The sequence below is a fragment of the Arthrobacter sp. Y3223065 genome (assembly GCF_059090885.1).
This window is the reverse complement of record NZ_JBNHGC010000003.1, coordinates 457,802-484,345: the sequence shown is the minus strand read 5'-3', so window position 1 is coordinate 484,345 and position 26,544 is coordinate 457,802. Positions and strand designations below refer to the sequence as shown.

27 protein-coding genes and 3 tRNA genes are annotated in these 26,544 nt (G+C 68.4%); 18 read left to right on the top strand and 12 right to left on the bottom strand.

Annotated features, from left to right (window positions below):
• Positions 1-333 precede the first annotated feature (333 nt).
• Positions 334-699 carry a metallopeptidase family protein gene (locus AC5RUK_RS10835; protein WP_494107297.1) on the bottom strand — a complete coding sequence of 122 codons (366 nt, stop codon included), beginning with the start codon at positions 697-699 and terminating at the stop codon, positions 334-336.
• A gap of 152 nt (positions 700-851) precedes the next feature.
• On the opposite strand from AC5RUK_RS10835, the gene AC5RUK_RS10830 reads away from it, so the two are divergent.
• The 10 genes from AC5RUK_RS10830 to AC5RUK_RS10785 all read left to right on the top strand — a co-directional run bounded on the left by AC5RUK_RS10830 (position 852) and on the right by AC5RUK_RS10785 (position 5,290).
• Positions 852-924, top strand: a tRNA-Glu gene (locus tag AC5RUK_RS10830).
• 84 nt (positions 925-1,008) lie between these two features.
• Positions 1,009-1,082, top strand: a tRNA-Asp gene (locus AC5RUK_RS10825).
• 58 nt (positions 1,083-1,140) lie between these two features.
• A tRNA-Phe gene (locus AC5RUK_RS10820) sits at positions 1,141-1,216 on the top strand.
• Between the two features lie 96 nt (positions 1,217-1,312).
• Positions 1,313-2,083: an MBL fold metallo-hydrolase gene (locus tag AC5RUK_RS10815; protein WP_494152191.1), complete on the top strand. Its 771-nt coding sequence runs from the start codon at positions 1,313-1,315 to the stop codon at positions 2,081-2,083.
• Between the two features lie 150 nt (positions 2,084-2,233).
• Entirely contained in the window at positions 2,234-2,797 is a 564-nt protein-coding gene (locus tag AC5RUK_RS10810; RefSeq protein WP_493988516.1) for a hypothetical protein, read from the top strand.
• Between the two features lie 47 nt (positions 2,798-2,844).
• Positions 2,845-3,384 carry an Asp23/Gls24 family envelope stress response protein gene (locus tag AC5RUK_RS10805; protein WP_493988517.1) on the top strand — a complete coding sequence of 180 codons (540 nt, stop codon included), beginning with the start codon at positions 2,845-2,847 and terminating at the stop codon, positions 3,382-3,384.
• A gap of 31 nt (positions 3,385-3,415) precedes the next feature.
• The gene (locus AC5RUK_RS10800; protein ID WP_493977246.1) at positions 3,416-3,607 is read left to right on the top strand and encodes a hypothetical protein; all 192 of its coding nucleotides are present in this window, start codon (positions 3,416-3,418) and stop codon (positions 3,605-3,607) included.
• Positions 3,604-4,068, top strand: a complete 465-nt coding sequence (locus AC5RUK_RS10795) for a hypothetical protein (protein ID WP_493988518.1) — start codon at positions 3,604-3,606, stop codon at positions 4,066-4,068. Before AC5RUK_RS10800 ends, AC5RUK_RS10795 begins: the two co-directional genes overlap by 4 nt.
• Positions 4,065-4,682, top strand: a complete 618-nt coding sequence (locus AC5RUK_RS10790; RefSeq protein ID WP_494152190.1) for a hypothetical protein — start codon at positions 4,065-4,067, stop codon at positions 4,680-4,682. Before AC5RUK_RS10795 ends, AC5RUK_RS10790 begins: the two co-directional genes overlap by 4 nt.
• Complete coding sequence (locus tag AC5RUK_RS10785) at positions 4,679-5,290, top strand: hypothetical protein (RefSeq protein ID WP_494152189.1); 612 nt, start codon at positions 4,679-4,681, stop codon at positions 5,288-5,290. The genes AC5RUK_RS10790 and AC5RUK_RS10785 overlap by 4 nt, the downstream gene beginning before the upstream one ends.
• Here AC5RUK_RS10785 and AC5RUK_RS10780 read toward each other — a convergent pair.
• Positions 5,287-7,140, bottom strand: a complete 1,854-nt coding sequence (locus AC5RUK_RS10780) for a glycoside hydrolase family 13 protein (protein ID WP_494152188.1) — start codon at positions 7,138-7,140, stop codon at positions 5,287-5,289. The genes AC5RUK_RS10785 and AC5RUK_RS10780 overlap by 4 nt on opposite strands.
• A gap of 242 nt (positions 7,141-7,382) precedes the next feature.
• Here AC5RUK_RS10780 and AC5RUK_RS10775 point away from each other — a divergent pair, with 242 nt between their 5' ends.
• From AC5RUK_RS10775 to AC5RUK_RS10760, 4 genes are all read left to right on the top strand, one after another.
• A complete protein-coding gene (locus AC5RUK_RS10775) occupies positions 7,383-8,732 on the top strand; it encodes an ABC transporter substrate-binding protein (RefSeq protein ID WP_494106929.1) in 1,350 nt (449 codons plus the stop codon).
• A 98-nt stretch (positions 8,733-8,830) separates the two neighbouring features.
• Complete coding sequence (locus tag AC5RUK_RS10770; RefSeq protein ID WP_494106928.1) at positions 8,831-9,796, top strand: carbohydrate ABC transporter permease; 966 nt, start codon at positions 8,831-8,833, stop codon at positions 9,794-9,796.
• The gene (locus AC5RUK_RS10765; protein WP_494152187.1) at positions 9,793-10,749 is read left to right on the top strand and encodes a carbohydrate ABC transporter permease; all 957 of its coding nucleotides are present in this window, start codon (positions 9,793-9,795) and stop codon (positions 10,747-10,749) included. The genes AC5RUK_RS10770 and AC5RUK_RS10765 overlap by 4 nt, the downstream gene beginning before the upstream one ends.
• Positions 10,750-10,756: 7 nt before the next feature.
• The gene (locus AC5RUK_RS10760) at positions 10,757-11,767 is read left to right on the top strand and encodes a LacI family DNA-binding transcriptional regulator (protein ID WP_494152186.1); all 1,011 of its coding nucleotides are present in this window, start codon (positions 10,757-10,759) and stop codon (positions 11,765-11,767) included.
• Positions 11,768-11,792: 25 nt separating this feature from the next.
• Here the strand turns inward: AC5RUK_RS10760 and AC5RUK_RS10755 are convergent, their stop codons facing one another.
• Together AC5RUK_RS10755 and AC5RUK_RS10750 are read right to left on the bottom strand one after the other, a co-directional pair.
• A complete protein-coding gene (locus AC5RUK_RS10755) occupies positions 11,793-12,617 on the bottom strand; it encodes a DUF8083 family protein (protein ID WP_493988526.1) in 825 nt (274 codons plus the stop codon).
• 1 nt (position 12,618) lies between these two features.
• Positions 12,619-13,422: an exodeoxyribonuclease III gene (locus tag AC5RUK_RS10750; protein ID WP_493988527.1), complete on the bottom strand. Its 804-nt coding sequence runs from the start codon at positions 13,420-13,422 to the stop codon at positions 12,619-12,621.
• Between the two features lie 171 nt (positions 13,423-13,593).
• On the opposite strand from AC5RUK_RS10750, the gene AC5RUK_RS10745 reads away from it, so the two are divergent.
• Positions 13,594-14,196: a uracil-DNA glycosylase gene (locus AC5RUK_RS10745; RefSeq protein ID WP_494106926.1), complete on the top strand. Its 603-nt coding sequence runs from the start codon at positions 13,594-13,596 to the stop codon at positions 14,194-14,196.
• Positions 14,197-14,347: 151 nt separating this feature from the next.
• Here the strand turns inward: AC5RUK_RS10745 and nadE are convergent, their stop codons facing one another.
• The 8 genes from nadE to AC5RUK_RS10705 all read right to left on the bottom strand — a co-directional run bounded on the left by nadE (position 14,348) and on the right by AC5RUK_RS10705 (position 23,997).
• Entirely contained in the window at positions 14,348-15,172 is an 825-nt protein-coding gene (gene nadE / locus AC5RUK_RS10740; protein ID WP_494152185.1) for an NAD(+) synthase, read from the bottom strand.
• Between the two features lie 350 nt (positions 15,173-15,522).
• The gene (locus AC5RUK_RS10735) at positions 15,523-16,518 is read right to left on the bottom strand and encodes a sugar phosphate isomerase/epimerase family protein (protein ID WP_494152184.1); all 996 of its coding nucleotides are present in this window, start codon (positions 16,516-16,518) and stop codon (positions 15,523-15,525) included.
• Entirely contained in the window at positions 16,508-17,701 is a 1,194-nt protein-coding gene (locus AC5RUK_RS10730) for a Gfo/Idh/MocA family protein (protein ID WP_494152183.1), read from the bottom strand. Before AC5RUK_RS10730 ends, AC5RUK_RS10735 begins: the two co-directional genes overlap by 11 nt.
• Positions 17,702-17,787: 86 nt before the next feature.
• The gene (locus AC5RUK_RS10725) at positions 17,788-18,636 is read right to left on the bottom strand and encodes a sugar phosphate isomerase/epimerase family protein (RefSeq protein WP_494152182.1); all 849 of its coding nucleotides are present in this window, start codon (positions 18,634-18,636) and stop codon (positions 17,788-17,790) included.
• 208 nt (positions 18,637-18,844) lie between these two features.
• Positions 18,845-20,080 (bottom strand): substrate-binding domain-containing protein, encoded by a 1,236-nt coding sequence (locus tag AC5RUK_RS10720; RefSeq protein WP_494152181.1) that lies wholly within the window; start codon positions 20,078-20,080, stop codon positions 18,845-18,847.
• A 1-nt stretch (position 20,081) separates the two neighbouring features.
• A complete protein-coding gene (locus AC5RUK_RS10715; RefSeq protein ID WP_494106921.1) occupies positions 20,082-21,188 on the bottom strand; it encodes an ABC transporter permease in 1,107 nt (368 codons plus the stop codon).
• Positions 21,185-22,234, bottom strand: a complete 1,050-nt coding sequence (locus AC5RUK_RS10710; protein ID WP_494152180.1) for an ABC transporter permease — start codon at positions 22,232-22,234, stop codon at positions 21,185-21,187. Before AC5RUK_RS10710 ends, AC5RUK_RS10715 begins: the two co-directional genes overlap by 4 nt.
• A complete protein-coding gene (locus AC5RUK_RS10705; protein WP_494152179.1) occupies positions 22,231-23,997 on the bottom strand; it encodes a sugar ABC transporter ATP-binding protein in 1,767 nt (588 codons plus the stop codon). The genes AC5RUK_RS10710 and AC5RUK_RS10705 overlap by 4 nt, the downstream gene beginning before the upstream one ends.
• Before the next feature lie 116 nt (positions 23,998-24,113).
• Between AC5RUK_RS10705 and AC5RUK_RS10700 the strand changes: the two genes are divergently transcribed.
• From AC5RUK_RS10700 to pyrE, 3 genes are all read left to right on the top strand, one after another.
• The gene (locus AC5RUK_RS10700) at positions 24,114-25,316 is read left to right on the top strand and encodes an ROK family transcriptional regulator (protein WP_494152178.1); all 1,203 of its coding nucleotides are present in this window, start codon (positions 24,114-24,116) and stop codon (positions 25,314-25,316) included.
• A gap of 96 nt (positions 25,317-25,412) precedes the next feature.
• Positions 25,413-25,835: a hypothetical protein gene (locus tag AC5RUK_RS10695; RefSeq protein ID WP_494152177.1), complete on the top strand. Its 423-nt coding sequence runs from the start codon at positions 25,413-25,415 to the stop codon at positions 25,833-25,835.
• Between the two features lie 129 nt (positions 25,836-25,964).
• Positions 25,965-26,543 carry an orotate phosphoribosyltransferase gene (gene pyrE / locus AC5RUK_RS10690; RefSeq protein ID WP_494152176.1) on the top strand — a complete coding sequence of 193 codons (579 nt, stop codon included), beginning with the start codon at positions 25,965-25,967 and terminating at the stop codon, positions 26,541-26,543.
• The last annotated feature ends 1 nt before the right edge of the window (position 26,544 follow it).

The following is a 26,544-nucleotide window of genomic DNA, read 5'->3' as shown; positions in this document are numbered from 1 at the left end:
CCCAACTAGACCGAACTGCATTCACACAGCACGTTGAGGATATGCAACTTCATTCACAGTTGCAACATTTGTCCCAGCAGTAACATAAACAACATCAGTGTCATTTGCGGTGTATTGCCGAGAGATCGGCGTGTCGGCCCCTCGTTTCCCATAGCAGTTGGATTGCAGGGCGGCGGAGGCCGGGCGCGCATGGTCCACCGAGGGAGTGCGGCCCTCCGCGCAGGTGCTGAGCCGCCGCGGTCATTCGAATAGGCGTCGAGCCAGGCGGGCTGGCAGGCGAAGAAGCCGGCCAGCTTTCGCCGGCGAACTGCATTCAACTAGGCGGCGCGGCGGTCAGCCCCAGCCCAGTTCGTGGAGGCGGTCGTCGTCGATGCCGAAATGGTGGGCCACTTCGTGGATCACGGTCACCAGGACCTCGTGGACCAATTCTTCGCGGGAAGAACACATCCGTTGGAGCGGACCCCGGAAAACGACGATTCGGTCCGGCATGGACCCGGCGTCCCACCAGTGGTCCCTCTCGGTGAGCGGAGTGCCCTCGTAGACGCCCAGCAGTTCCGTCTCCGGGTCCTCCCAAGGCTGCGGGAGGTATTCCTCTTCGACGAAGATGCCCACGTTGGTCATCTCGCGCATGATGTCTTCCGGGATCTGGTCGATCGCGTCGTTCACCGCGTCCTCGAATTCCGGCAGGGACATCTCCATCGGCATGCAGCCGACTTTACCCGCGGGCGGTGGCCGCAAAAGCGCCGAGGCGCCGGCCTCGGCAGGCCGCGGTGGCCGGTTTTGGTTTTTCCCCGGACAGGCCCTATAGTTTTATAGGTCCACAGCGGGGAAATGAATCCCAAGTGGTCCTGGCCCCCATCGTCTAGCGGCCTAGGACACCGCCCTTTCACGGCGGCGGCACGGGTTCGAATCCCGTTGGGGGTACGCGAGACGTCATGAATGGCAGCCGCTGGAGTGGTCAGAACCGCTTCGAAAGGCTGGTAGGATTGAGTCTCGTAAAAAATGCAAGGCCCTGTAGCGCAGTTGGTTAGCGCGCCGCCCTGTCACGGCGGAGGTCGCGGGTTCAAGTCCCGTCAGGGTCGCTTTGGTTTCCGGAGCGATTTCGGAAGGCCATCGGTGATCATCGCAAGATGTTGCCACGGCTCTGTAGCTCAGTTGGTAGAGCGTTCGACTGAAAATCGAAAGGTCACCGGATCGACGCCGGTCGGAGCCACCAGCACAAACGAAGCCCCGCAGTCCTGGTTCAGGATGCGGGGCTTCGTCGTGTCCGGCCACTCTGTCCACCTCCGGCTTCGTCGGGCACCATGGGTGCATGAACGAAACCGCAATCACCCACATTGGCGGTCCGACAGCGTTGCTGGAGTTCGGCGGCTGGACGTTCCTGACCGACCCCACGTTCGATGAACCCGGCGAGTACCCGGGAGCAGCCGGAACGCTCGTGAAAACCGCCGGGCCTGCCGTTCAAGTCGCAGACCTGCCGGTGGTGGACGCCATCCTCCTCTCGCATGACCAGCATGCGGACAACCTGGATGCGTCCGGTCGGCGTCTGGTGGAATCCGGCGGAGCCAAGGTCCTCGGCACCCTGGAGGCGGCAGACCGGCTCGCGACGGTCACCGGCATGGCCCCGTGGGAGCGGACTGTACTCGAGGCCGCCGATCGGACCACGATCACGGTCACCGCCGTCCCGGCCCGGCACGGACCGGAAGGATGCGAACCGGTGACCGGTACCGTGACCGGATTCGTCCTGACAGGATCCGACCTGCCGACTGTCTACATCAGCGGCGACAACGCCTCGCTGGACGTGGTCGACGCCGTCGCGGTACGTTTCGCCCCGATCGGCACGGCGGTGCTCTTCGCCGGGGCCGCCCGCGTGGGAGCCTTCGATAATGCCGCGCTAACCCTCACCGCCAAAGCCGCGGTGGAGGCGGCGCGCAAACTGGACGCGGCCACCGTCGTGCCGGTCCATGCAGAGGGTTGGAAGCACTTGAGCGAAGGCCACGAAGAGCTCCGCGCCCGGTTCTCCGCCACCGGCCTCGAAGACCGGCTCCGCATCCCCACTCCGGGACGGAAAGTGGCCCTGTAACCCGGCATGCCGGCGGCTGACCCGCCCGCTTCAGCCGCTCCACGTTCCCAGTCTCCACTCAGGATCACTGGCCTACCATGGAAGGGATTCCCGTGCCGCCTGCACCTGATGAGGCACCGGATTAGGGGGACGATTGGAGCGAGGAGCATAGTGCAGGCCCTTCTGAAGGCGACCGCAATCGGCCTGGCAACCGCCGTCCTGCTGACGTCCTGCAGCAACGCGGACTCAGCGTCGGAATCAACGACGACGGCGCCCGCCCCCACTGCTTCGTCAGCCGCCGAAGCGACGGCTCCGGCGGAAACACCCCCCGCGCCTGCCCCCGCTGAACAACCGGCCACGGCACCGCCCGGCCAGGTGACGCCGCCGGACTCCGCTGGTCCCGCCGACGGAAGCGGGGGAGGCGACGGAGGCTCCACCCACTGGGGCAGCTACGAAAGCCGAGACCACGCTTGCGCCGCCGTGGCCGCCAACGTCGCCTCCCTGCTGCTGGTCCCGCTCGGCTTCATGACCGGCGTGGAGGACTCCGACCTGAAGGCGCTGCAGGAGGAGCTGGACGAATTCAGCCGCGGCGTTCCGCCCCAGCTGGGCGACGACCTGGCCCGGGTGGAGGACCAGCTGGACCACGCAGCTGCAACCGGCCACCTCGACGCCGCCGGGTTTGCCGGCGCCCTGCAACCGGTGGAGGACTGGCTGGCCGAACACTGCGGGGAATGAGGCGTTAGGCTTGCCCTGAGAGTCATCACAGCGTCAGGGGAGAACAGATGCACAACGAGGATCGGCCGGCTGCCCCGTCCGCCGGAGTATCGCCCGGGGCACGCCCTGTCACCGCACCTGTCGACGTCCCGGGCGGGCCGGCGTCCGACCAGTCAGCGGTGGACCCGAACCAGCCTGCAGCCGTTGGCATCCCGGACGCTCCCGGCCGTACCACCATTTCCGAGGCCGCGGTGGCTAAGGTCGCGGCGGTTGCCGCCCGCTCCGTCCCGGGGGTCTACGCGCTGGGCAGCGGCACAGCCCGTGCACTGAGTGCGCTACGCGATGTCGTGGGCGGAAGCGATGCCGGCCAGGGCGTCCATGTGGAGGTCGGCCAGACGCAGGTTGCCGTGGACATCAGCCTGGTGGCCGTTTACGGCAAGCCGTTGCAGGAGCTGGCGGGCGGCGTACGCGCGGCGGTGTACACCGCCGTCGAGCAATTGGTGGGGCTGGACGTGATCGAGGTGAACGTGGAGATCAATGACGTCCACGTGCCCGGCCTGGACGCCAAGGCGCCGGCCGAGAAGCCGGTCCGACAGGCCGCCCAGTAACAGGATGTTCGGGACGGCGAGAGGAGCAAGGATGAGCTACACGGTAGTCGGCATGGCCGTCGGTGCGGTGCTGGCGTGGGCCGCGCTGGTTTTTAACTTCTGGGGCTTCCTCCTGATGGCGGTCTTCCTGATGGTGGGGGCCTTGCTGGGCCGCGCCGCGGAGGGCAAGCTTGACTGGCGCAGCATCCGCGATGCGCTGACCGGACGCCGCTCGTCTTCATGACGGACCCCGTTGTGGACGCCGACGAGATGCCTCCCCGCCCGGAAGGACCGCCGCCCGCGGACCGCCCGGACTCACCGCCCCAGGCGTCGCTCCCCGCCGGGCCGCCCGGGCGACGCTACGCCGGACACACCCGCGTCAGCACGCAGGCGTTGACCAGCACCGCGCAGGGGGTTGCCGCAGAGCTGCTGGGAATTTCACCGGGCCTGATCCGCGCGACGTGGCGCGACGATGCAGGTTCCCTCGCCTTGTCCCTGGCGCTTCCCATGGGCATTCCTTCGCTGAACCGGGTGGTGCGGGACCCGCACCTGGTGGACGGTTTTGGCGGGTCGGTCTGGGACCGGGCACACGCCGCCAAGGGAACCATCCTGGAGAGAATCTCCCGGATCAGCGGTTCGACGTTGAGCCGGGTGGACATCAGGGTCACCGGCATCCGCGTGCAGGAAGGAGGCCGGGTCCGGTGAGCAGCACCAACGTCAAAACCGGCGAGCGAACGGCTGACCAACGCCCGGCCGACGAGCGCCTGGCCGGCCGCGAACTGCGCAGTTCCCGCGCTACCGCAGCTGTGATCGCCGCCGTTCTCGTCGCACTGGCCTGCCTCTACCTGCTGCTCGAAGCGGCGTTGAAGGCGATCGGGCAGCGCCCGTGGTTGGCCTCGCCGGAAGAGATGGCGGGCTGGATCCACCAACTGCCGGGGAACATCGCGCCCACCGTCCTGGGCGCCTCCGGTGCGCTGATCCTGTTCCTGGGCTTGCTCTTCTTCCTGCAGGGCGTGCTCCCCGGACACCTGCACCGGCACCGCATTCCCGGCCGCCGCGGCGTCGTGGTGGTGGACGATGAAGTCATCGCCGCATCGCTGGCGCGGCGTGCCCGCATCGAGGCGCAAGTGACGCGCGAGCAGGTGCTGGTGGTCGTCTCGCGCGGCGTGGTGGACGTCCGGCTCCGGCCAACCTCCGGCCAACCGGTGGACGCCGGTGCCGTCCAGGCGGCGGTGGAGGACGAGGTCCACAGGGCGCGGATCAGTCCGGTTCCGCAGGTGCGCGTCTTCGTTTCCAGCTCCGGGGTGGTGGGACAGTGAACCAGACGCCCCGGGCACTAAACCGGATCCTGATCACCCTTCTCGGGCTGCTGCTCATGCTGGCCGGCGGCACCGCGTTGGCGCTGGCGCTGGTTCCCGCGCTCGCCGGCTGGTGGCACGCCGCCACGGAGCAGGCCGGCGCCAACCTGCGGACGGTGTTGGACGCCGCCACCTTGCCCGGACAGCGGGACAGCTGGCTGTGGATTGTGGTGGCGCTGGTGCTGCTCCTGATGGTGCTCCTGATGATCGCGTGGGCCGCCCAGCAGGGCAAGGGCCGCACCGGTACCATCGCCGCTGATTACGACGGCGTAGGCGAACCCGGCGCCGTCTGGCTGAGTGCCGCTGTGGCCGAGCAGGCGCTGCGCGACGCGCTGCGGGAACGCGACAGCATCCTGCAGGCAACGGTCACCGCCTACGACTACGAGGGCGGCGGAGGCCTGCGCGTCCGGGTGGTTCCGCGCCTCGGGGTATCCCCGCAGGCCGTGGCGGACGAAGTCTCCGACCTCGTCGAAGCGCTGGACCTGACCCTCGGGATCAGCTTCCCGGTGGTCATCCACCTGGTGGCCGGCGCGCGCTCGCGGCTGGTCCGCGCCGACCGCGTCCGCTAGCCCGACTGTCCGTCGGTGGCAGGCGTCAGCCAGACGGCCCCGTTGGGCTCCAGCAACCCGTCGGCGACCGCGCCCTCCTGCGACGCCAGCAGCAAGGAGGCGCCGGCGGGCAGCCGGATTGGTGTACTGCCCAGGTTGGCCAGCACCTGCAATGTCCCGTTGCGGTAGCTGAGGACTCCCGACGCCGGGTCGTGCTCCGCGGCCCACTCCACGCTGCCCTGGCCCAGCTTCTGCTCCGCACGCAGGCGCAGCGCCGCCCGATACAACTCGTAGGTGGAAGCGGGTACTCCCACCTGCTGGTCCGCCGCATAGCGCGCGAAGCTCTCGGGCTGCGGCAACCACGGTTCATGCTGGGTGGAGCCCCAGCCGTAGCCGTGCGCCTCCGCGCGCCAGGGAATCGGCACCCGGCAGCCGTCGCGGCCGCGCTCTTCGCCGCCGGTGCGGAAGAACGCCGGGTCCTGGCGCACCTCGGTCGGCAGGGTGGTGTGCTCCGGAAGGCCAAGCTCATCGCCCTGGTAGATGTAGGCGGAGCCGGGCAGGGCCAGCATCACCAGCGCAGCGGCGCGACCGCGGGCGTGACCGAGTTCCTCGTCGGGCTGTTCGTCGCCGGGGCCAATGCCCTTGGGAAACGTGGTGGGGTCGGTCAGTCCGTAGCGGGTGCTGTGGCGGACGGTGTCGTGATTGGACAGCACCCAGGTGCTCGGCGCACCCACTGAAGCTGCGGCAGCCAGCGAATCCTCGATGCTGCGGGCCATCCGCCGGGCATCCCAGCCCGCGAGCAGGAAATCGAAGTTGAAGGCCTGCTGCATTTCGTCGGGGCGGACGTAGGCAAAGAGCCGCTCGACCGGCTCGACCCAGGCTTCAGCCACCAGCATGCGGTCGCCGTCGTACTCGGCCAAGACCTTGTGCCACTCGCGGTAGATCCCGTGCACGCCGTCCTGGTCGAAGTAGGGCGGAGTCTCCGGATGGACGCCGGCCTCCGGCAGCGCAGCCACCTGCTGTGCCGCCGCCCCGGGGGCATCCGCCCCGGCCGGTTCCAGGACCTGTTCCCCGGAGGCGCGGGCATCGGGGGTGGGCGAGGCGCCGGCGGGTTGGCCTACCGCCGCCCCGTCGCCGCCGGGCAGCGCGTCTTCGCCCGGGAGCCGCTCGCTGCCGGCCACCATCGAGGTCTTGGCCGCCCAATCCGGCAGGCCCTCGGCCTTGACCAGGCCATGGGCCACGTCAATCCGGAAGCCGTCCACGCCGCGGTCCAGCCAGAACCGCAGGACGGAGACCATTTCGGCCCGGACCTCCGGGTTCTCCCAGTTCAGGTCCGGCTGCGTGGAATCGAACAGGTGAAGGTACCACTGGCCGGGCGTGCCGTCGGGTTCGGTGATCCGGGTCCAGGCATCGCCGCCGAATACCGACTGCCAGTTGTTGGGCGGCTCATTGCCGTCCGGGCCCCTGCCGTCGCGGAAGATGTAGCGGGCACGTTCAGGCGATCCAGCCTCGGAGGTCAGCGCGCTCACGAACCATTCGTGCCGGTCGGACGTGTGGTTCGGCACGAGGTCGACAATCACCCGCATGCCGAGCTCGTGGGTGCGTGCCAGCAGCGAGTCAAAGTCGTCCAGGCTGCCGAACAGCGGGTCGACGTCGCGGTAGTCGGCAACGTCGTAGCCCGCATCGTTTTGCGGGGAGACGTAGAAGGGCGACAGCCAGATGGCGTCCACCCCCAGGTTCTTCAGGTAGGGCATCTTGGCGCTGATTCCGGCCAGGTCGCCCATTCCGTCGCCGTTATGGTCGGCGAAAGAGCGCGGATAGATCTGGTAGATGACGGCGTCGCGCCACCAGGGAACGGCTGCTGCGGTCATTGGCTCTCCTCGACTCGGGGGGTCAGGACCACTTCCAGCCTAATGATCATTCCAGCCGAACAGGCAGCACAGACCGCGGATGCGGCGCAGATCACGATTCGGCATCGAAGGCCACCGCCCCGAAAATGTGCCTTGCGACACACTCCGTAAGCGTTTACGTTACGAGTTATCAGAAGGGTACTTGGTGGCTGCACTCTGACCTGTTCAGCTCTCTCGGAGCCACCGGACAAAGGAGTCACATCATGCACTTTGCACGCTCCAGAAAGGCCGTCCTGCCGGTGGCAGCGCTCGGCGCCATGGCACTGACGCTTTCCGCCTGTGGGGGAGGGACAGAATCCGAGGAGTCGCCGGCGCCCGCCGCAGACTGTGCCGCCTACGAGGCCTACGGCACCTTTGACGGCGCCGAGGTCAGCGTCTACTCGACCATCACCGATGCCGAGCAGGATCTGCTGGAGAACTCCTGGGTGGACTTTGAGGAGTGCACCGGGATCGACGTGGTGTACGAGGGATCCAACGAGTTCGAGACGCAGATCGGCGTCCGCGCCCAGGCCGGCAACCCGCCGGACGTGGCGATCTTCCCGCAGCCCGGCCTGCTGGCCGCCCAGGCCGAGGCCGGCTACCTGAAGCCCGCGCCGCAGGAGGTATCCGACCTGGTCGACGAGAACTGGTCCGAGGACTGGAAGACCTACGGCACCGTGGACGGCACCTTCTACGCCGCCCCCATGCTGGCCAGCGTGAAGGGCTACATCTGGTACGTTCCGGCTACCTTCCAGGAAAAGGGCTGGGAAGTTCCGCAGACCTGGGACGAAATGATGGAACTCACCCAGACCATCGCCGACGAGGGCACCATGAAGCCCTGGTGCGCCGGGTTCGAGTCCGGCGAGGCCACCGGCTGGCCGGGCACCGACTGGATCGAGGACGCGCTGCTGCGCCAGGCCGGACCGGACGTGTACGACCAGTGGGTCAACCACGAGATCCCGTTCAACGACCCGCAGGTGGCCGAGGCGTTCGACGCCGTCGGCGACATCCTGAAGAACGAGGACTACGTCAACGGCGGCATCGGCGACGTCCGCTCGATCATCTCCACCTCGGTGGACGACGGCGGCATCCCGGTGATCGACGGTACCTGTGCCATGCACCACCAGGCCACGTTCCAGGCCGCCAACTGGCCGGAAGGCACCAACGTGGCTGAGGACGGCGACGTCTGGGCGTTCATCACTCCCGGCCAGGAGGCCGGCGCCACCGCCATCACCGGCGGCGGCGAGTTCGTGGCCGCCTACACCGAAAGCGAAGAGGTCTCGGCCTACCTGCAGTTCATGGCCTCCGCCGAGTTCGCCAACAACCGGGTGGAGCAGGGTGCCGCGATCAGCGCCAACAAGGGCCTCGACCCGGCGCTGGCCGCCAGCGACCTGGACCGCCAGTCCATCGAGCTGCTGCAGTCGGAGGACACCACCTTCCGGTTCGACGGCTCGGACCTGATGCCGGGCGCGGTGGGCGCCAACTCCTTCTGGAGCGGCATCGTGGAGTGGATCAACGGCAAGTCGACGCAAGAGGTCGTGGACTCCATCGAAGCCAGCTGGCCCAAGGACTAAACCGGTACCGGTAGCCCGGCCGCACCGCCTGTGACCCGATGCAGGCGGTGCGGCCCGGCACTGTCTGTCCCTTCCACGCACCAAGGAGGCAAGTGCCCATGGAGGACGTTGGCGAGAAGCTCATGCAGGTGGCGATCGCCCTGGCGGTCTTCGCTGCGATCATCGCCGTGATCATGCTGTTGGTGGACCGGGCTCCGAAGTCGTTCCGCGATAAGGCGACGATCATCGGCTTCCTGGCCCCCGCCGTCGTACTCCTGGCCATTGGGTTGGTGTGGCCGGCCATCCAAACCACGTACCTGGCGTTCACGGACCGCACCGGAACGCCTAACGGCCTGGACAACTTCGTGTGGATGTTCACCCAACCCGAAGCGCTGGTCACGCTGCGCAACACGCTTTTGTGGGTCGTCCTGGTGCCGCTGCTGTCCACCGGCATCGGCCTGGCTTACGCGGTGTTCATCGACCGGGCGCGCGGCGAGAAGGCGCTGAAGGCGCTGGTGTTCATGCCGATGGCCATCTCCATGGTGGGCGCCGGCGTGATCTGGAAATTCATGTACACGTACCGCGGCGGCGAACGCGAACAGATCGGCCTGCTGAACCAGGTTTTGGTTTGGTTCGGCGGCGAACCCAAGCAGTTCCTGCTGGACGCGCCGGAGAACACGTTCTTCCTGATCGCGGTGATGGTCTGGATCCAGACCGGCTTCGCCATGGTGATCCTCTCCGCGGCGATCAAGGGCATCCCCACCGAAATCGTGGAGGCGGCCCGGCTGGACGGGGCCAGCGCCTGGCAGCAGTTCCGCTCCATCACCATCCCGTCCATCCGGGGGGCGCTGATCGTCGTGGTCACCACCATCACCATCGGCACGCTGAAGGTCTTCGACATTGTGCGGACGATGACCGCGGGGAACTTCGAAACATCGGTGGTGGCCAATGAGATGTACACCCAGGCGTTCCGCGCAAATGAGCCCGGACGCGGCGCCGCGCTGGCCTTGATCCTGTTCCTGATGGTGCTGCCGATCGTCATCTACAACGCCCGGCAGCTGAAGAAGCAGAGGGAAATCCGATGAGCGCAACGCCTGCCATCCCGACCGCTCCCGACGCCGTCCTGGCCAGCACCACCGAACAGCAGATCCCGATCTCCCGGCGGGTGAAGCAGCGCCTGACCTCGCGCGGGGCCACCGCTGCGGCGATCATCATCGCCGTCATCTGGACCGTGCCGACCTTCGGCCTGTTCATTTCCTCGCTGCGCCCGGAGGACAACATCCAGGCCAACGGCTGGTGGAACATCCTGGGCGACCTGCAGTTCACCACCAAGAACTACACCGACGTGCTGGACTCCCAGGGCGGTTCCGCGTCCAACCTGGGCCAGTACTTCATCAACTCGCTGGCGATCGTCATCCCGGGCACCCTGATTCCCCTGGTGATCGCTTCGATGGCAGCCTACGTCTTCGCCTGGGGCAGGTTCCGCGGCAAGGACACCTTGTTCATCGTCGTGTTCGCGCTGCAGATCGTGCCGCTGCAGATGGCGCTGATCCCGCTGCTCTCGCTGTTCATCAACCTCAAGATCGGCGAGCTCCAGGTGCTGCCGGCCGGAACCTACGCCCAGCTGTGGATTGCGCACACCATCTTCGCGCTGCCGCTGGCCATCTTCCTGCTGCACAACTTCATCTCCGAGATCCCGGGTGAGGTCATCGAGGCGGCGCGGGTGGACGGCGCCGGGCACGCGACGATCTTCTGGCGGATCATCCTGCCGCTGTCCGTGCCGGCGATTGCATCCTTCGGCATTTTCCAGTTTCTGTGGGTCTGGAACGACCTGCTGGTGGCGCTGGTGTTCTCCGGCGGCACGGCCGACGTCGCCCCGATTACCCAGCGGCTGGCCGAGCTGACGGGCACCCGCGGCGACGAGTGGCACCGGTTGACCGCCGGCGCGTTCGTTTCCATGATCGTGCCGCTTGCGGTGTTCTTCGGCCTGCAGCGCTACTTTGTCCGCGGCCTGCTGGCTGGTGGCCTTAAGGGGTGAGCGCACCGTGACCGGGATCGACGACGTCGCGCGGGCCGCCGGCGTCTCGACCGCAACGGTTTCCCGTGCCCTTCGCGGATTGTCCGGGGTGTCCACGGCCACCCGCGACCGCGTGCTGGCGACAGCCGACTCGCTGGGCTACGTGCCGTCGTCGTCGGCGGCCCACCTGGCCTCCGGCCGCACGAGGGCCATGGGCGTGCTGCTGCCGGTGATCGACCGGTGGTACTTCGCGTCCGCCCTGGAAGGCGTGGATCGTGTGTTGCGGGCGGCCGGCTACGACCTGATCGTGTTCAGCTTGGGCGGCACAGGCACCAACCGCGAACGGGTGTTCCACCGGTCCATGCTGCGCAAGCGGATCGACGCGCTGCTAATTATGTGCATGCAGCTGACCCCGGACGAACTGGCGGCGCTGCAGGCGCTGGAGTATCCGAACGTGATCGTGGGCGGGCAGGTGGACGGATTGCGCAGCGTGAGTGTGGATGACAACGCCGCGGCCGCCGACGCCGTCGAGCATCTCATCGGGCTGGGGCATACGCGGATCGCGCACCTGCAGGGCGGCGGCGCCTACGGGATCGACTTCGACGTGCCGCGCCGGCGGGAGCTGGCCTTCCGGGACACAATGGCCCGGCACGGGCTGCGGGTGCGGCCGGAATGGCTGGCCATGGGGGACTTCCGGTTCGCCGGCGGCAGGATTGCCGCCGGCACGCTGCTCGATACACCGGGGGAACGGCCGACGGCGATCTTCGCCTCCGCGGACGAGATGGCCTTCGGCGCGCTCAGGGCCGCGCAGGAGCGCGGACTGCGGGTCCCCGAGGACGTTTCCGTGGTGGGCATCGACGACCACGAGTTCGCCGAGCCGATGGGGCTGACGACCGTGAGGCAACGGCCGGACGAGCAGGGGGCCTACGCGGCGCGGCTGCTGCTGGCCGAACTGCAGGGGAAGGCCCGGCTGGACGTGCCGCGGATCCAGCCCCACGAACTGGTGGTCCGGGCCTCGACCGCGCCGCCGTCGTCGTAATTGTCGGCCGGCGTCATGCCGGCGGTCAGGACGCGCGGGCCAGCTGGCGGATCTTGATCCAGCGGCCGGCGAGGCGGCGGTACGCGGCGGCGGCGCCGGTCATGTCGCCGTCGGCCAGCGATTCGATGCCGGCGTGCACGTCCGAGGGGGATTCGTCCGGGTAGACCAGCTCGGCCACGCGGCCGTAATCCAGTTCCACGATGCCGTCCGCGGTGAAGGTTTCCAGCCATTCGGTCAACTCGGTCAGTTCTTCCAGCAGGTCCAAACCCGGGGCCGCGAGGGCCAGGGAAGCCGCTGCATAGCGGGCCCGGTCGATGCACTGCGGAACCGGGGCGGCCAGGCGGACCGTCTGCAGCGTGTGGTCGCTCTCCACCTTTTCGGTATGGTCGTCCTCGCGGAACAGCACGAACCAACCGAACGGGATGCCCCAGGTGGAGCTGCGCGTGTGCAGCTTGGCCAGTGCGTCCACGAAGTTGTCCGGGTCCAGCCGGGACTGCTGGGCGTCCCGCGCGGCTTCGGGCACCAGCAGCCCCAGCAGCGGATCGCGCAGGCTGCTGGAGAGCGATTCGGCGGCCAGGGTGCTGCGGACGGCCAGCTGGTTGGGGCAGTACCGCGGCGTGGTGATGCCCTCGGGCGTCGGATAATGCAGGACCCGGATCAGGTCGTCGCTGGAGTGCGGGAACGGGTCCGACACCGTGCGCGTGATCCGGCGCAGCGAGTCACCGCGGTCCATATCCTCCGTCACGTCCCGGCCGCGGCCGCGCTGGCTCATGATGAGCAGCTGCTGGTCGTCGTCGAACACATCCAGTGGTTCGAAGACCCGCAGGTAGGAGACGTACGGGAACTTCATCTCAGTCCAGCTCCGCGATGACCGGTGCGTGGTCCGAGGCGCCCTTGCCCTTGCGCTCTTCGCGGTCGATCATCGCCCCGGTGACGCGGGCGGCCAGCGCCGGGGAGGCCAGAATGAAGTCGATGCGCATGCCTTCCTTCTTGGGGAAGCGCAGCTGCGTGTAGTCCCAGTAGGTGTAGACGCCGGGCCCGGGCGTGTGCGGGCGGACGACGTCGACGAATCCGGCTTCTTCGAACGCGCGGAAGGCGGCGCGCTCGGGTTCGGTCACGTGCGTGGCGTTCTGCGCGCGGAACCAATCGATGTCCCAGACGTCGTCGTCCGTCGGGGCGATGTTCCAGTCACCCATAAGCGCGAGGTTGAGCGTCGGGTCCTCCTGAACCCAGCCGGCGGCCTCTTCCTTGAGGGCCTTGAGCCAATTCAGCTTGTAGGGCATGTGCGGATCGTTGACCGCCCGGCCGTTGGGCACATACAGGCTCCACACCCGAACACCGCCGCAGGTTGCCCCGATGGCACGGGCCTCGGCGGCGGTGCTGTCCTCCGACTTGCCGAAGTGCGGCTGGCCGTCAAAGGTCCGGACCACGTCATCCAGGCCCACGCGGGAGGCGATGGCCACGCCGTTCCACTGGTTCAGGCCGAAGTGAGCCACCTCGTAGCCGTTCTTCTCGAACAGGTCCCACGGGAAGTTCTCATCCTTGGCCTTGGTCTCCTGAATGGCCAGCACGTCCACGTCGGAGCGCTGCAGCCAAGACTCAACGCGGTCGGCGCGGGCACGAATCGAGTTCACATTCCAGGTAGCAATCTTCACAACAGCTACGTTACCCAACGGCGGCAGGCTGTGCTCGCCGCTCGGGGCGGCTGGGCTCGCCGCTCGGTGCGGTTGTGCTCGCCGTTCGGGGCGACCGGGCTCGCCGCTCCGGGCGGCTGCGCTCGCCGTCGGACCTCCAACGGCGTTCTGGCTTCAGGGTATGTTGGACAGATGTTTGCCGATAAGCCGCAGTCTTTAGCAGATCCACTCGAACGGCAGCGGCGGCAAGCCATGCTGTCGTCGGAGCCGTCCATACAGAAGCTTGAGGAATGGCGGGACGCCTACGCGCAGACCCGCACGGAGCCCGTTCCGCATTTTGACCCGGCGGATGCAGGCGTCGAGGCGCGGGTGCTCTTTCTGCTCGATAGTCCCGGGAGCCAAACGGTCCCCGCCGAGGGGCCGGGATTCGTTTCAGTAGACAACCCCGACCAAGCGGCCGAGCGGTGCTGGAACGAACGCCGGGAAGCGGGGCTGCACGAGGGGGTTCTCCTCTGGAATACGGTGCCGTTTTTCCTCGACGGCGCCGAACCGACAGCCGTCCAGACAATCGCCGGCGTCAAGGCACTGAAGTCCGTCCTGGGGCTGCTGCCTCGTCTCCAAGCCGTCGTGCTGTGCGGGACCTTCACCAAGACCCAGTGGGCGAAGCACATGGGTGCATTCACCCGCCCGACCGTCATCAAGGCGCCCAGCCCCGGCGGCAGGGCGATGATCAGCAGGAAGAACCAGGAAGAGTTCCGGAAGGCAGTGATGCGGGCGAAGAGCCTGGTCGGCTGACGGTTTAGCGGGTCGGCCGCACCTTACCTGGCCGGGTGACGGTTCAGCGGGCCGGCTGCGCTTTACCTGGCCGGGTGACGGTTCAGCGGGTGCCCGGGCCAACGGTGTCAAAGGCTTCGGCCAGCAGCGCCTCGCCGGCTGACGCTTCAGCCTAGCTCCGCCACCATTTGTCGAGGATTGACACCGGCGTGGTCCGCTTGTGCCGGGTCATCAGGTAGCGCTGCTCGATCTTTTCGGCGACCTCGTCGGGGATTGCGCGTCCCTCAAGGTAGTCGTCGATGTGGTCGTAGCTGATCCCCAGCTCGTCCTCGTCGGTGCGGCCGGGCGTGGTGTCCAGCAGGTCTGCCGTCGGGACCTTGTGCGCCACCTGGTTGCTGGCACCAAGGTGCTCCAAAAGCTGACGGTTTTGGCGCTTGTTGAGCCCGAACAGGGGCAGCACGTCGGCGGCGCCGTCGCCGAACTTGGTGAAGAAGCCGGTGACCGACTCGGCGCCGTGGTCCGTGCCCAGCACCAGGTAGTTGTGCTGGCCGGCCAGCGCGTACTGGGCCATCATCCGGGCCCGGGCCTTGATGTTGCCCTTGTTGAAGTCGGTGATCTCTTCGCCGGTCGTCGTCGTGAATTCGGCTTCGAAGCCGTCGACCGCCGACTTGATGTTGAACGTCCACGAAGCTTTCGGCCGGATGAAATCCAGGGCTGCCTGCGCGTCGGCTTCATCGTGCTGGACCCCATAGGGCAGGCGCACCGCGACGAAGTTGGCGTCGACGCCTTCTGCTTCGAGTTCGTCGACCGCCAGTTGGGCCAGCTTGCCGGCGAGGCTGGAGTCGACGCCGCCGCTGATGCCCAGCACAAAGCCTTTCGTGCCGGTGGTCTTGAGATAGTCCTTCAAAAATCCGACGCGCCGTGCGACTTCCTGTGACGGGTCGATGGAGGGCTGGACGCCTAGTTCGTCAATGATCGTGGCCTGGAGTTCGCGCATGGCCACAGCCTACTAAAGGATCCTGGCCAGCTGCAGAGAATCCGGCGGGCAGGTCCGCACGGCTCAAGCCAGAGGACCCGGTTGTCCTTGTTTTGGGCGGCCGTTCGGCATCGCCGCAGGTCAGGGCCGCATCGGTTTCCAGAACGTGGACAATTCCTGTTGAACTTGGACAGCCAGCGTGTTCGGGAGGCAGGGGGGCTGGCAGCAGGCAGGGAGCACTTTCGCTCCCACGTCTTGAATAGGCTTCCGGCATCGCCGCAGGTCAGCGGCTTGCGGGGCTCTTAGACGTGGGAAGTTAGGCCCATACCTGGGAGTGAACGGGTCGGCCACGGTGCCACCCGGCGCCGCCCCTACTGCTTGAACGCGGCGTCGAAGGACGACTGCGGCGGATCGAAGTCGAACCGCTTGAGGAACCGGAGGGCTTCCGGCGCGCCCTGCAGCCGGTCCATGCCGGCGTCTTCCCACTCCACCGAGATCGGCCCGTCGTAGCCGATCGCCGTCAGGGCGCGGAAGCTGGCCTCCCACGGCACGTCACCGCGCCCGGTGGAGACGAAGTCCCAGCCGCGCCGCGGGTCGCCCCACGGCAGATGCGACCCCAGCCGCGTGTTGCGCCCGGTGATCCGCAGCTTCGTGTCCTTGCAATCCACGTGGTAGATCCGGTCCTTGAAGTCCCAGATCAGCGAGACCGGGTCGATGTCCTGCCACATCATGTGGCTGGGATCCCAGTTGATGCCGAACGCCTCGCGGTGCCCCAGGGCCTCCAGCGCCCGCACCGTGGACCAGTAGTCGTACGCGATCTCGGAGGGGTGGATCTCGTGCGCGAACCGCACCCCGCACTCGTCGAACATGTCCAGGATCGGGTTCCACCGGTCGGCGAAGTCCTGGTAGCCGGCGTCGATCACATCAGCGGAAACCGGCGGAAACATTGCCACGTACTGCCAGATCGAGGACCCGGTGAATCCCACCACGGTCTTCACCCCGAGCCGCTGTGCCAGCCGAGCGGTGTGCTTCATCTCCTCGGCCGCCCGCGCCCGCACGCCCTCCGGCTCGCCGTCGCCCCACACGCGTGCCCCGACGATCGCCTGGTGGCGGAAGTCGATCGGGTCGTCGCACACCGCCTGGCCCTTCAGGTGGTTGGAGATCGCCCACACCCGCAGCCCGTAGCGCTCCAGGATGCCGAGCCGCTCGGCGATGTAGTCGTCGTCGTCCCAGCGCCACGCATCCAGGTGGTCCCCGGAGACCGCGATCTCCAGGCCGTCGTAGCCCCAGCCCGCGGCCAGTTCCGCCACCTTCTCCAGGGGCAGGTCCGCCCACTGGCCGGTGAACAGCGTGAAATTACGTGCCATCGGTTGCTCCTGCGTAATCGGCGCGGGTGTCGGTTTCGGCAAGGACGACGGCGGCGCCCGCCTGCGCGGAGCTGCGCACCATGGCGTCCAGCACCTTTTGCACCGCCAGGCCGTCCTCGAAGCTTGGGCTGGGCGCCCGGCCGGTCGCCACCGCGGCCAGGAAATCGGCGGCCTGGCTGGTGAACGTGTGGTCCCAGCCGAGCACGTGCCCGGGCGGCCACCAGGCCTGCAGGTAGGGGTGCGTCTCCTCGGTGACCAGGATCCTCGCCGCACCCGCGAGCCCCGGCGGGGCACCGGCGTCGTAATAGGAGAGCTCGTTGAGCCGCTCCAGGTCGAAGGTCAGGTGCCCGGCGGACCCGTAGACCTCGATCCGCAGCGCGTTCTTGCGGCCCGCGGCCATCCGGCTGACCTCCAGGCTGGCCACCGCGCCGGAATCGAGCCGCAGGGTCGCCCACGCGGCGTCGTCGACCGTCACCGGTTCGGGCCCGCCCGGTCCCTGCCGGGTTTCGACGAACGTGTTGAGCGTTGCGGAGACCGACGTGACCCGGGCGCCGAGCAGGAAGTGGATCTGGTCCACCGCGTGCGAAGCCAGGTCGCCGAGCGCCCCGGAGCCGGCGGTCTCCCGGCGCAACCGCCAGGTCATCGGGGCGGTGTCGTCGGCCAGCCAGTCCTGCAGGTAGGCGACGCGCACCTGCCGCACGTCGCCGATCCTTCCTTCGGCGATCAATTGACGCGCCAGCGCCAGCGCCGGGACCCGCCGGTAGTTGAAGCCGACCATCGACCGGACGCCGGCCGCTCCGGCGGCGCGCGCCGCGGCCGCCATGCGCTCGGCTTCGGCCACCGAGTTGGCCAGCGGCTTCTCCACCAGCACGTGCTTGCCCGCCTCCAGCGCGGCCACGGCCAGGTCGGCATGCAGGTGGCCGGGGGTGCAGATGTCCACGATCTGCACATCGTCGCGCTCGAGCACGGCACGCCAGTCGGTGGAGCCCTCCGCCCAGCCGTACCGGGCCGCGTCCGTGGCCACCCCGTCGGCATTCCGGCCGACCAGGACCCGCCGGGCCACCGCGGGCCCAGCGGGATAGAAGGCGGACACGTTGCGCCAGGCATTGGAGTGTGCCTTGCCCATGAAGGCATGTCCCAGCACCGCCACCCCCAGCGGCGGCGACTCCGGATTGGCGGTCATCGTCTTCTCCTTCGTGCTCGTCGGTCGGTGGTGCGGCGGGATGGGCTGACGTCCGGGTCCGGGCTGCACCTCGACGCCGGGACGGGCTAGAGGCTGCGCAGGAATGCCAGCCCGTCCTCTGCCAGTTGATCCTGGCTCGGCGCCAACGGCCGCCAAATCGATGCGGCCGTCGCGATGGCCGCGTTGTCCGCGGTGAAACTCTCGATGTTCAGCGGGCCCGCGTAGCCCACGTCGTCCAGCGCCTTGACCAGCGCCGGCCAGTCGGTCTGGTCGCCGCCGGGCGTCCCGCGGTCATTGCCGCACACCTGCAGGTGGACCAGGTGTTCACCGGCGGCGCGGATGGCGGCGGCGCTGGAGCGTTCTTCGATGTTCAGGTGGTAGCTGTCCAGCGCCAGCCCCACCCCGTGGCCGAGCAGCGGTCCCAGCGCGTGGAGCGCCTGTTCCACGGTGTTGACCAGCGAGGTCTCGTACCGGTTGAGCGGCTCAATTCCCAGCACGACGCCGGCCGCCTCGGCTTGGGCGGCCAGCGGCGCCAGGTTCTCCCGCAGCTGGCGGTACGCTTCGGCGCGGTCTTCCGCGTCGATCCGCCACACCCGCCCCGTGCTGGAGTAGAACGGACCGCACACCGCCGGCGCACCGACGTCGTGCGCCAGGTCGATGCAGGCCGCCAGATAGTCCTGGGTTGCCTGCACCGACCCGGCGTCGGCCAGGACCAATTCGCGGCCGGGTGCCATGGCGCCCACGATGTAGGGCTTCAAGCCGGCAGCCGCGAGGGCGTCCCGGGCGGTGCCGGCGGTGAAGTCGCCGACGTTCTCCAGCGGCAGTTCGACGCCGTCAAAGCCCATGCCGGCGATCTTCGCCAGCAGCCCGGGCAGCTCGGCGTCGCGCAGCGGCGACTGCCACACCCAGGTGTTGACGCCGATCGGCCGGTCCATTGATCCGTCTCCTTATGTCTGCGGCTGCTGGTGGCACCTCGTCCGGTTGCCGCCGGACGCCGTCGTGCCGGACCGTAGGGGTCCCGCGGGAACCTGCCGGGTCCGCGCCGGCGGCCCGGGCTCCCGCGGGGCTCCCGGCGGACATGCGTCCGAACGGGAAGTTGCGGGCCGGCCGGGCACCCTCCCGGGCCCGGCCGGCCCGCAAGTTCTACGGAATCTGGCGTTGCTGCCAGACCTCCGGGTAGCCCGGCAGGTCCTCGCCGCCGAACTTGGCGTAGTGGCCGTCAGGCATGCCGTCGTTGCGTTCCAGCCAGTCGTCCAGCTCGTCGGCCGGGATCGGAACCTGCGGCAGCACCCACTCGGCCGGGATTTCCTCGCCGGCAAAGATCTTCTGCACGGCCAGCAGCGGCGTGCGCCACTGGAAGTTGGAGTAGACCGGAGCCAGCGCCTCGATGCCGGTGTCCTTCCATTTGCGCAGGAAGCTCAGCTCGTCCTCGCCGGTCATGACCGGCAGGTCCTTGCCGGCGTCCTCGAACGCCTCGATCGCAGCCACCGCGCCGTCGCCGGCATCCATCCAGACGCCCTGGACGTCGCCGGTAGCGAGTTCGTCGGAGATGATCTTCTTGATCTCGGTCGGGTCGGCGCCGGTGAAGTAATCGGTGGCTTCGATGCCGTTCTCCTCGAAGATCTTCTCCGCCGCGGCCCAGCGCTGCTCCAGCACATCCACGCCGGGCAGGATGCGCAGTGCCACCACCTTGTCGCCTTCCTGCAGCCGTTCGGTCAGGAAGTTGGCGGTGTCGATGCCCCAGGCGAACCCGCCGATCGGGTGGATGAACGTGGTGGCGCAGTCGGTTTCCACGCCGCGGTCGAACACCACCACCGGCTTGCCGGTCTCGCAGGCGCGCTCCACCGCCGGCGTCAGCGCCGCGGTAGCGTTCGGCGAGATGATGAACGCGTCGCAGTCGCCTTCACTGATGAAGTAATCGATGTCGGCAATCTGGGTATTCGAGTCGTCCTGCGCATCGCGGGTTTCCATCTCGGAAATCACGCCCTCGTCCTGCAGCACCTGCAACTGCTGGTTCATGGTGATCCAGCCGGTCTGCCGCCACGGGTTGGAAATCGACGCGTTGGCGAAGCAGACCTTCTTGGCGCCCTCGGAGGCGAAGTCGGCGGTGTCGGTCATCTCGCCGTCGATGTACTGAAGCCACGGCTGCTCCGGATCGCCCTGGAATTCCGCCGTCCGCTGTTCGAACTGTTCGTCGTACACGGCCTGGTCGAACCATTCCGTGGAAGCCGCGGTGGTTTCCGCCGGTGACGGGCTGGCCGCGCCGCCGGGGCCGCCGGTCTCCTCGGTGATGGACGGATCGGTGGTGCAGCCGGTCATGGCCATTAACGACGCGGCCGCTGTGAGCGCGACCGCGGTACTTAGACGTTTTCCCGTCATGTCAGTTCCCTCCCTTGTCGGTGCCCTCAGCGGGCTCTGGTGCCGCGATGATGTGTTGTTCGGAATGCGCGGCCGCAGAGCCCCCGCGCCGCTTGCGCTGCCAGGACTGCGCGGCGGCAGCAACAGCGACGATGATGATGGCGCCCTGCACGGTGTCCCGCCAGGTGGACGCCACGCCCAGGAAATTCAGCAGCGTGAACAGCAACTCCAGGGCGAACGCACCGGCTGCGGCAGAGAGCACCCAGCCGCGGCCGCCGCCCAGCACCACCCCTCCCAGGACGACGGCGGTGATCGCCGTGAACTCGTAGCCTTGGCCCACCGACGGATGGACCCCGGCATACCCGACGAGCAGGATCCCCGAGACGGTGGCCGCGAGCGACGAAAGCATGAAAGCCCGCGTGCGCACCCACCAGACCCGGGCGCCGGTCAGGGCCGCGGCCACGTCGTTGTCGCCGACGGCGACCAGCGTGCGCCCGTAGGGCCGGCGCATCATCCAGACGGCGAGCACGGCGACGGCCGCCAGGATGATCACCGGATAGGGGATGACCTCCAGCACCGGCACGTTTTCGATGCCGCCGCGGCCGATTTGCCGGAAGCTGTCCGCCGGGTTGCCCTGGGCGGCGCCGCCGGTCCAGTTGAGCACCAGGCCCAGCAGCGCCAGCATCATGCCCAGGGTGACAATGAAGCTGGGGACCTTGAGCAAGGTGGTGACCAGGCCGTTGATCAGCCCGATGAGCGCCCCGAGGACAAACATCAGCACCAGCACGGGGAGGACCTTGGCGTCGTCCTGGCCGATCAGGTTGCCGGCCACGATCACCTGCATGGTCACTACCGATCCCATGGACAGATCGAACTCGCCGGAAACGATCACGAAGTACTGCCCGATGGCGGCGATCGCAATCGGCGCGGTCCGGCCGATGAAGCGGATGAAGGACCCGGGCTCGCCGAACGACGGGTTCAGGATGATGATGGCGACCAGCAGCGCGGCCAGGAGCACGAAGATGCCGCCGCCGGGAGTCCGCAGGCCGCGCAGGAAGCGTTGGCCGAGGCCGGCCCGGTTGTGCTGCAGGACCCTGCCGCCAGCCTCCGAGTCCAGAACTGTGCTCATGCCTGCGCCTCCTGCTGTTGGCCGCCGTGCCCGTAACGCGGCGGCCGGGCGACGATGGTTCGGCGGGCATAGACGGCGACGGCGACTACGATCACCACGCCGCGGACCACGTCCTTAAGGAACGGGTTGATCTGGAGCACGGACATGATGTTGTCCAGCATGGCGAAGATCAGCACGCCGCCCAGGGTGCCGGTAACGGAGCCCTTGCCGCCGGCCAGCAGGGTTCCGCCCAGGACGACGGCGGCGATCGAGAGCAGGTCATAGCCGCCTTGCGAGCCCACGGTGGGGCTGCCGACGCCCAGCCGGCTGGCCAGCAGCAGTCCGGCCATGCCGGAGAGTGTGGAGCAGATGACGTGGGCGGTGATCACCGCTCCCGGGACGCGGATGCCGGACATCCGGGCCACGTTGCTGTCACCGCCCACGGCGTAGATGTGATGCCCCATGCGGGTGCGGTGCAGCATCAGCAGCACGAGGGCGGCGCAGGCGAGCATGATGAGGGTGGAGATCGGCACCGGCCCTATGCCGGTGGCGCCGATCAGCCGGAAGGAGAACGGCGTCTGGCCGAAACTGCCCTTGTAGTTGGTGCCCAGGTAGCCGCTGATCACCAGGCCCATGCCGAGCGTGGCGATGAAGCCGTGCACCTTGAGGCCGGCAACAATCAGTCCGTTGGCCAGACCGATGACGGCGGAGACACCCAATGCCAGCAGCACGGCGGCCGGCACGTTTTCGCTCCGGTTGGCCATCACCCCGGCAGCTATTAGGCTGGCCAGGCTGGTCACGTAGGGCACCGAGAGGTCCAGGCTGCCGACCAGGATCACCAGGGTCTGGCCGATGGCGATGAAGCCCAGCACGCTGGTGCCGGTCAGGATGGCGGAGATGTTGCCCGGGCTGAAGAAGTTCCGGCCGGCCGTAGCCACCAGGATGCTGCCGGCGATCAGGGTCAGCAGGGCCACCAGGTACACGATTTGGGTGGAGGTCAGCCGCGCGAAGATGCCGCCGCCGACCCGTGCCCGCTTGGTTCGGGCCGGGGTTTGCGTGGTCGTCATGGTGTCCCTCCCGTGGTGCCGCGGTCCTCCGCGAGGTGTGACCCGCCCTCGTGCCCTGCGTCAGCCAGGCGGGCACCGCCGTCGCTCCCTGCGTCCGCAAGCCGGGCACCGCCGTCGTGCTTCGCTTCCGCGCGGCGATCCCCGCCGTCGTTCCCCGCGTCCGGAAGAGGGGCGCCGCCGTCGTTATCCGGAGCCGGCGGCGGGCCGTCGGAGGCCGCGCCCGGTACCCGCGCGCCGGTGGCCAGCCGCAGGATCTCCTCCTCGGTGGCGCCGGCGGGCAGTTCGCCGGCAATCTGTCCGTCGCGCATCACCAGGATCCGGTCGGACATCCCGATCACCTCGGGCAGCTCGCTGGAAACCATCAGGACGCCCTTTCCCTCGGCCGCCAGCTGGCGCATCAGCCGGTACACCGCCACCTTGGCCCCGACGTCGATGCCCCGGGTCGGTTCGTCCAGCAGCACCACGCCGGGGGACACCGCCAGCCACTTGGCCAGCACAATCTTCTGCTGGTTGCCGCCGGAGAGGTACTGCACCTCCTGGTCCAGGTCCCGGGCGACGACTTCCAAGGCGCTGAACGAGCCGGCGACGGCGCGGCGCACCGTTGCGGTTCGCTTGGGGAACACGGCGCGGACCACGCCCAGCGCGTTGTCCAGCAGGGACTGGTTCAGGCTCAGGCCCTGCGCCTTGCGGTCCTCGGTGATCAGCGCGATGCCGTGCCGCACTGCTTGGCGGGGAGAATGCGGACGGACCGAACGGCCGCCCAGCTGCATGCTGCCGCGGTTGAACGGCGCGGCGCCGAAGATCGCCTGCAGCAGTTCGGTGCGGCCGGACCCTTGCAGTCCGGCGATGCCGACGATCTCGCCGGGCATGAGGCGCAGGCTGATGCCGTCCAGCTGGTCGTTGCCGGCGTCGGCGAGTTCGAGCAACGGGGCGTTGGTATCGGGGCTTGGTGCCGCGGGCGCGGGCGGAAGCTTGTCCGGGAAATAGGCGGAGATGGGGCGGCCGACCATCATCCGCACCAGCGAGGCGTCGTCGAGTTCGGCTGCCGGTTTGGTTCCGACGATCCGCCCGTCCTTGAGCACGGTGATGGTGTGGCAGAGGTCGAAGACCTCGCGCAGCCGGTGCGAGACGTAGAGGATGGCGGTGCCGCGTTCGGCCAGCCTCCGCACGATCCCGTACAGCAGGGACACTTCCGGCCCGGACAATGCGGCGGTCGGCTCGTCCATGGAAATGATCCTGGCGTCGTAGCTGACGGCCTTGGCGATCTCGACGATCTGCTGCTCGGCCACGGAGAGCGACCGGACCAGCGCCGTGGGTCGGATGGAGCCGATGCCCAGCGACTCCAGCAGTTCCGCGGTGGCGGCGTTCATCTTGGCCCGGTTGACCAGCAGGCCCTTGCGGGGCTCGCGGCCCAGGTAAATGTTCTCCGCCACCGTGCGGTCCGGCAGCAGGTTGAATTCCTGGAAGACAGTGGACAGGCCGGCTTCGTGCGCCTGGGTGGGATGGCTGAACTGGACGCTTTGGCCGTCCAGCAGCACCGTTCCCGAGTCGCGCTGGTACACGCCCGCCAGGATCTTCATCAGGGTCGACTTTCCTGCCCCGTTTTCCCCGACGACGCCGTGGACCTCGCCGGCATGCAGCGTCAGCGACGCGTCCTGCAGCACGGGATTGCCGAAGAAACTCTTGGTCAGGCCGCGGACTTCGAGAACGGGTTCCCCCCGTCCGGCGCCGCTGTCGGCCACAGTGTTGCTCGTCTGCTCCACCCACTTACTGTGGCACGGGTCACATAGTTTTGTCGAGAGTCAGGCAAAAGTTGTTTGAACACGAATTGTTAGTTTCGCTAGAGACAAACAGAAGTGGTGCGTGCTGTACTGAAAGCGTGTTGAAGTCCGATGTCGCCCCGCCGCAACGCCTGGCCACCCAGCCGGCCGCCGGAGCAAGCGAGGTATTCCAACTCCTGCGCGACGGCCAGCCGCGCACCCGCGCCGAGCTGGCGCAGTTGACCGGCCTGGCGCGGTCCACGGTGACCGCCCGGGTGGATTCGCTGATGCGGCTGGGGCTTATTGCCCCCATTGGGGGAGCGACCTCCACCGGCGGAAGGCCGCCGTCGTTGTTTGCGCTCAACCCGGCCGCCCGCCTGGTGATCGGCGCCGACCTCGGCGCCACGCACGCCCGGGTCGTCGTGGCCGACCTCTCCGGCGACGTGCTGGCCGAGGAGCGCGCCGAGCTGAGCATCGCCAGCGGCCCGGACATCGTGCTGGGTTGGCTGACCGACGCCGTGGCGCGGCTGCTGCACGAGGCCGGGCGGAGTGCGGAGGACCTGGGCGCGTTCGGCATCGGGCTGCCGGGGCCGGTCGAACATGACACGGGACGGCCGATCAATCCGCCGATCATGCCCGGCTGGGACCGGGTGGACGTTCCGGCACTGGTGCAGCAGCATTTCGCCGTGCCGGTGTTGGTGGACAACGACGTCAACATCATGGCGCTGGGCGAGCAGGCAATGGCCTGGCCCGACACCGCCGACCTGATGCTGATCAAGGTGGCCACGGGGATCGGGGCCGGCATCATTTCCTCCGGGCAGCTGCAGCGCGGCGCCCAGGGCACCGCCGGGGACCTGGGGCATGTGCGCGTGCCCCGGGGCGACGACGTGGTGTGCCGGTGCGGGAACACCGGCTGCCTGGAGGCGCTCGCCGGCGGGCCGGCCCTGGCGGCCGTGCTCTCGGCGGAGGGGAAGAAGGCCGAAAGCAGCCAGGACGTGATCGATCTGGTCCGCGCCGGCGACCCGCAGGCGATCCAGGCGGTGCGCCAGGCCGGCCGGGACATTGGCGACGTGCTGGCCACCTGCGTGAACCTGGTCAACCCCTCGGTCATCGTGATCGGCGGGCGGCTGGCGCAGGCGGGCGAGCACCTGTTGGCCGGGATCCGGGAAGTGGTTTACCGGCGCTCGCTGCCGCTGGCGACCGAGCATCTGCGGATCGCCCCGTCCGTGGCCGGGCAGCGCGCCGGCGTGCTGGGGGCGGTGGCGCTGGCCATCGGGCATGTGCTCTCGCCCGAAGCGATCGAAGCGGCCGCGTCCGCCTGACTGCGAAGTTATCGCTTCGTAAGGGGGCGAGCCTCCCGGGCGCGTGCCTCCGCGGCTAGCGTGAGACAAAACGTCTATCGAGGGGGCTGGGGCGCCATGCGCAGATTAACCACATTAGCGGCCGGTGCCGCCGTCCTGCTGTCGCTCGCCGGCTGCGCCGGGTCGACGTCCGGAATCGGCGCGCTGGAGGCTCCGGCCGGCCCGGATGACAAGCTGGTGGGCGGAGCCGAAGTCCTGCGCGTGGCGGCAGGCAGCGTCCGGTCCTTGGCGGAAAAGGGCGATTTCGCCTTCTATGCTGCCGTCCCGGACAACCCGGCCGACCACGGCGTGTGTGTGATCATCGTGGATGTGGAGGCTGCCGGGGCGTCAAGCAGCTGCGGCGGCACTGGGCAGGAGCCGGTTGAACTCGGCACCTCCGGGGTGTGGGCCAAGCTGGTCCAGGACAACTACGACGCCGGCAAAGACCTCGCCGAGGGCTGGGAGCAGCTGCACCCGAACCTGCTGGTCCGCGGGCTCTAGCCGGCTCAGGCGCCGTCCGACGGCGTCCGGTCTGGGGGCCGGCGGCGTCGGGTCTGGGGCCAGCCCTGGGCCCGCACGACCTGTCATGGATTCCGGGTGCGGCGGGGGCAACCCCATAGACTAAGAGCCATGACCCAGACTCCTGCGGCCGATCCAGCGGCCGACCGCGCCCGCCTGCTCGAACTGATTAAGGAACTGGCCGTGGTGCGCGGCAGGGTCACCCTCTCCAGCGGCGCCGAAGCCGACTACTACATCGACCTGCGCCGGGTCACCCTGCACCATGAGGCGTCCCGCCTGGTCGGCAGGGTCATGCTGGCGATGCTCGACGAGGCCGGAATCCAATTCCAGGCGGCCGGCGGCCTGACCATGGGGGCCGATCCGGTGGGGACGGCGCTGATGCACGCGGCCGGAGACGACGGGCGGGCCGTTGACGCCTTCGTCGTGCGCAAGGCGCAGAAGTCCTACGGCATGGGCCGCCAGGTGGAGGGCCCGGAGGTGAAGGATCGCCCCGTCGTCGTGCTGGAAGACACCTCCACTACCGGCGGCTCCGCGCTGACCGCGGTGGAAGGCGTGCGCCAGGCCGGCGGGCAGGTCAAGGCGGTGGCCGTCATTGTGGACCGCGACACCGGCGCGAAGGAACGCATCGAGGCCGAAGCCGGCGTGCCGTATCTCTTTGCTTTCGGCAAGGACGAACTGGAGCTGGACTAGC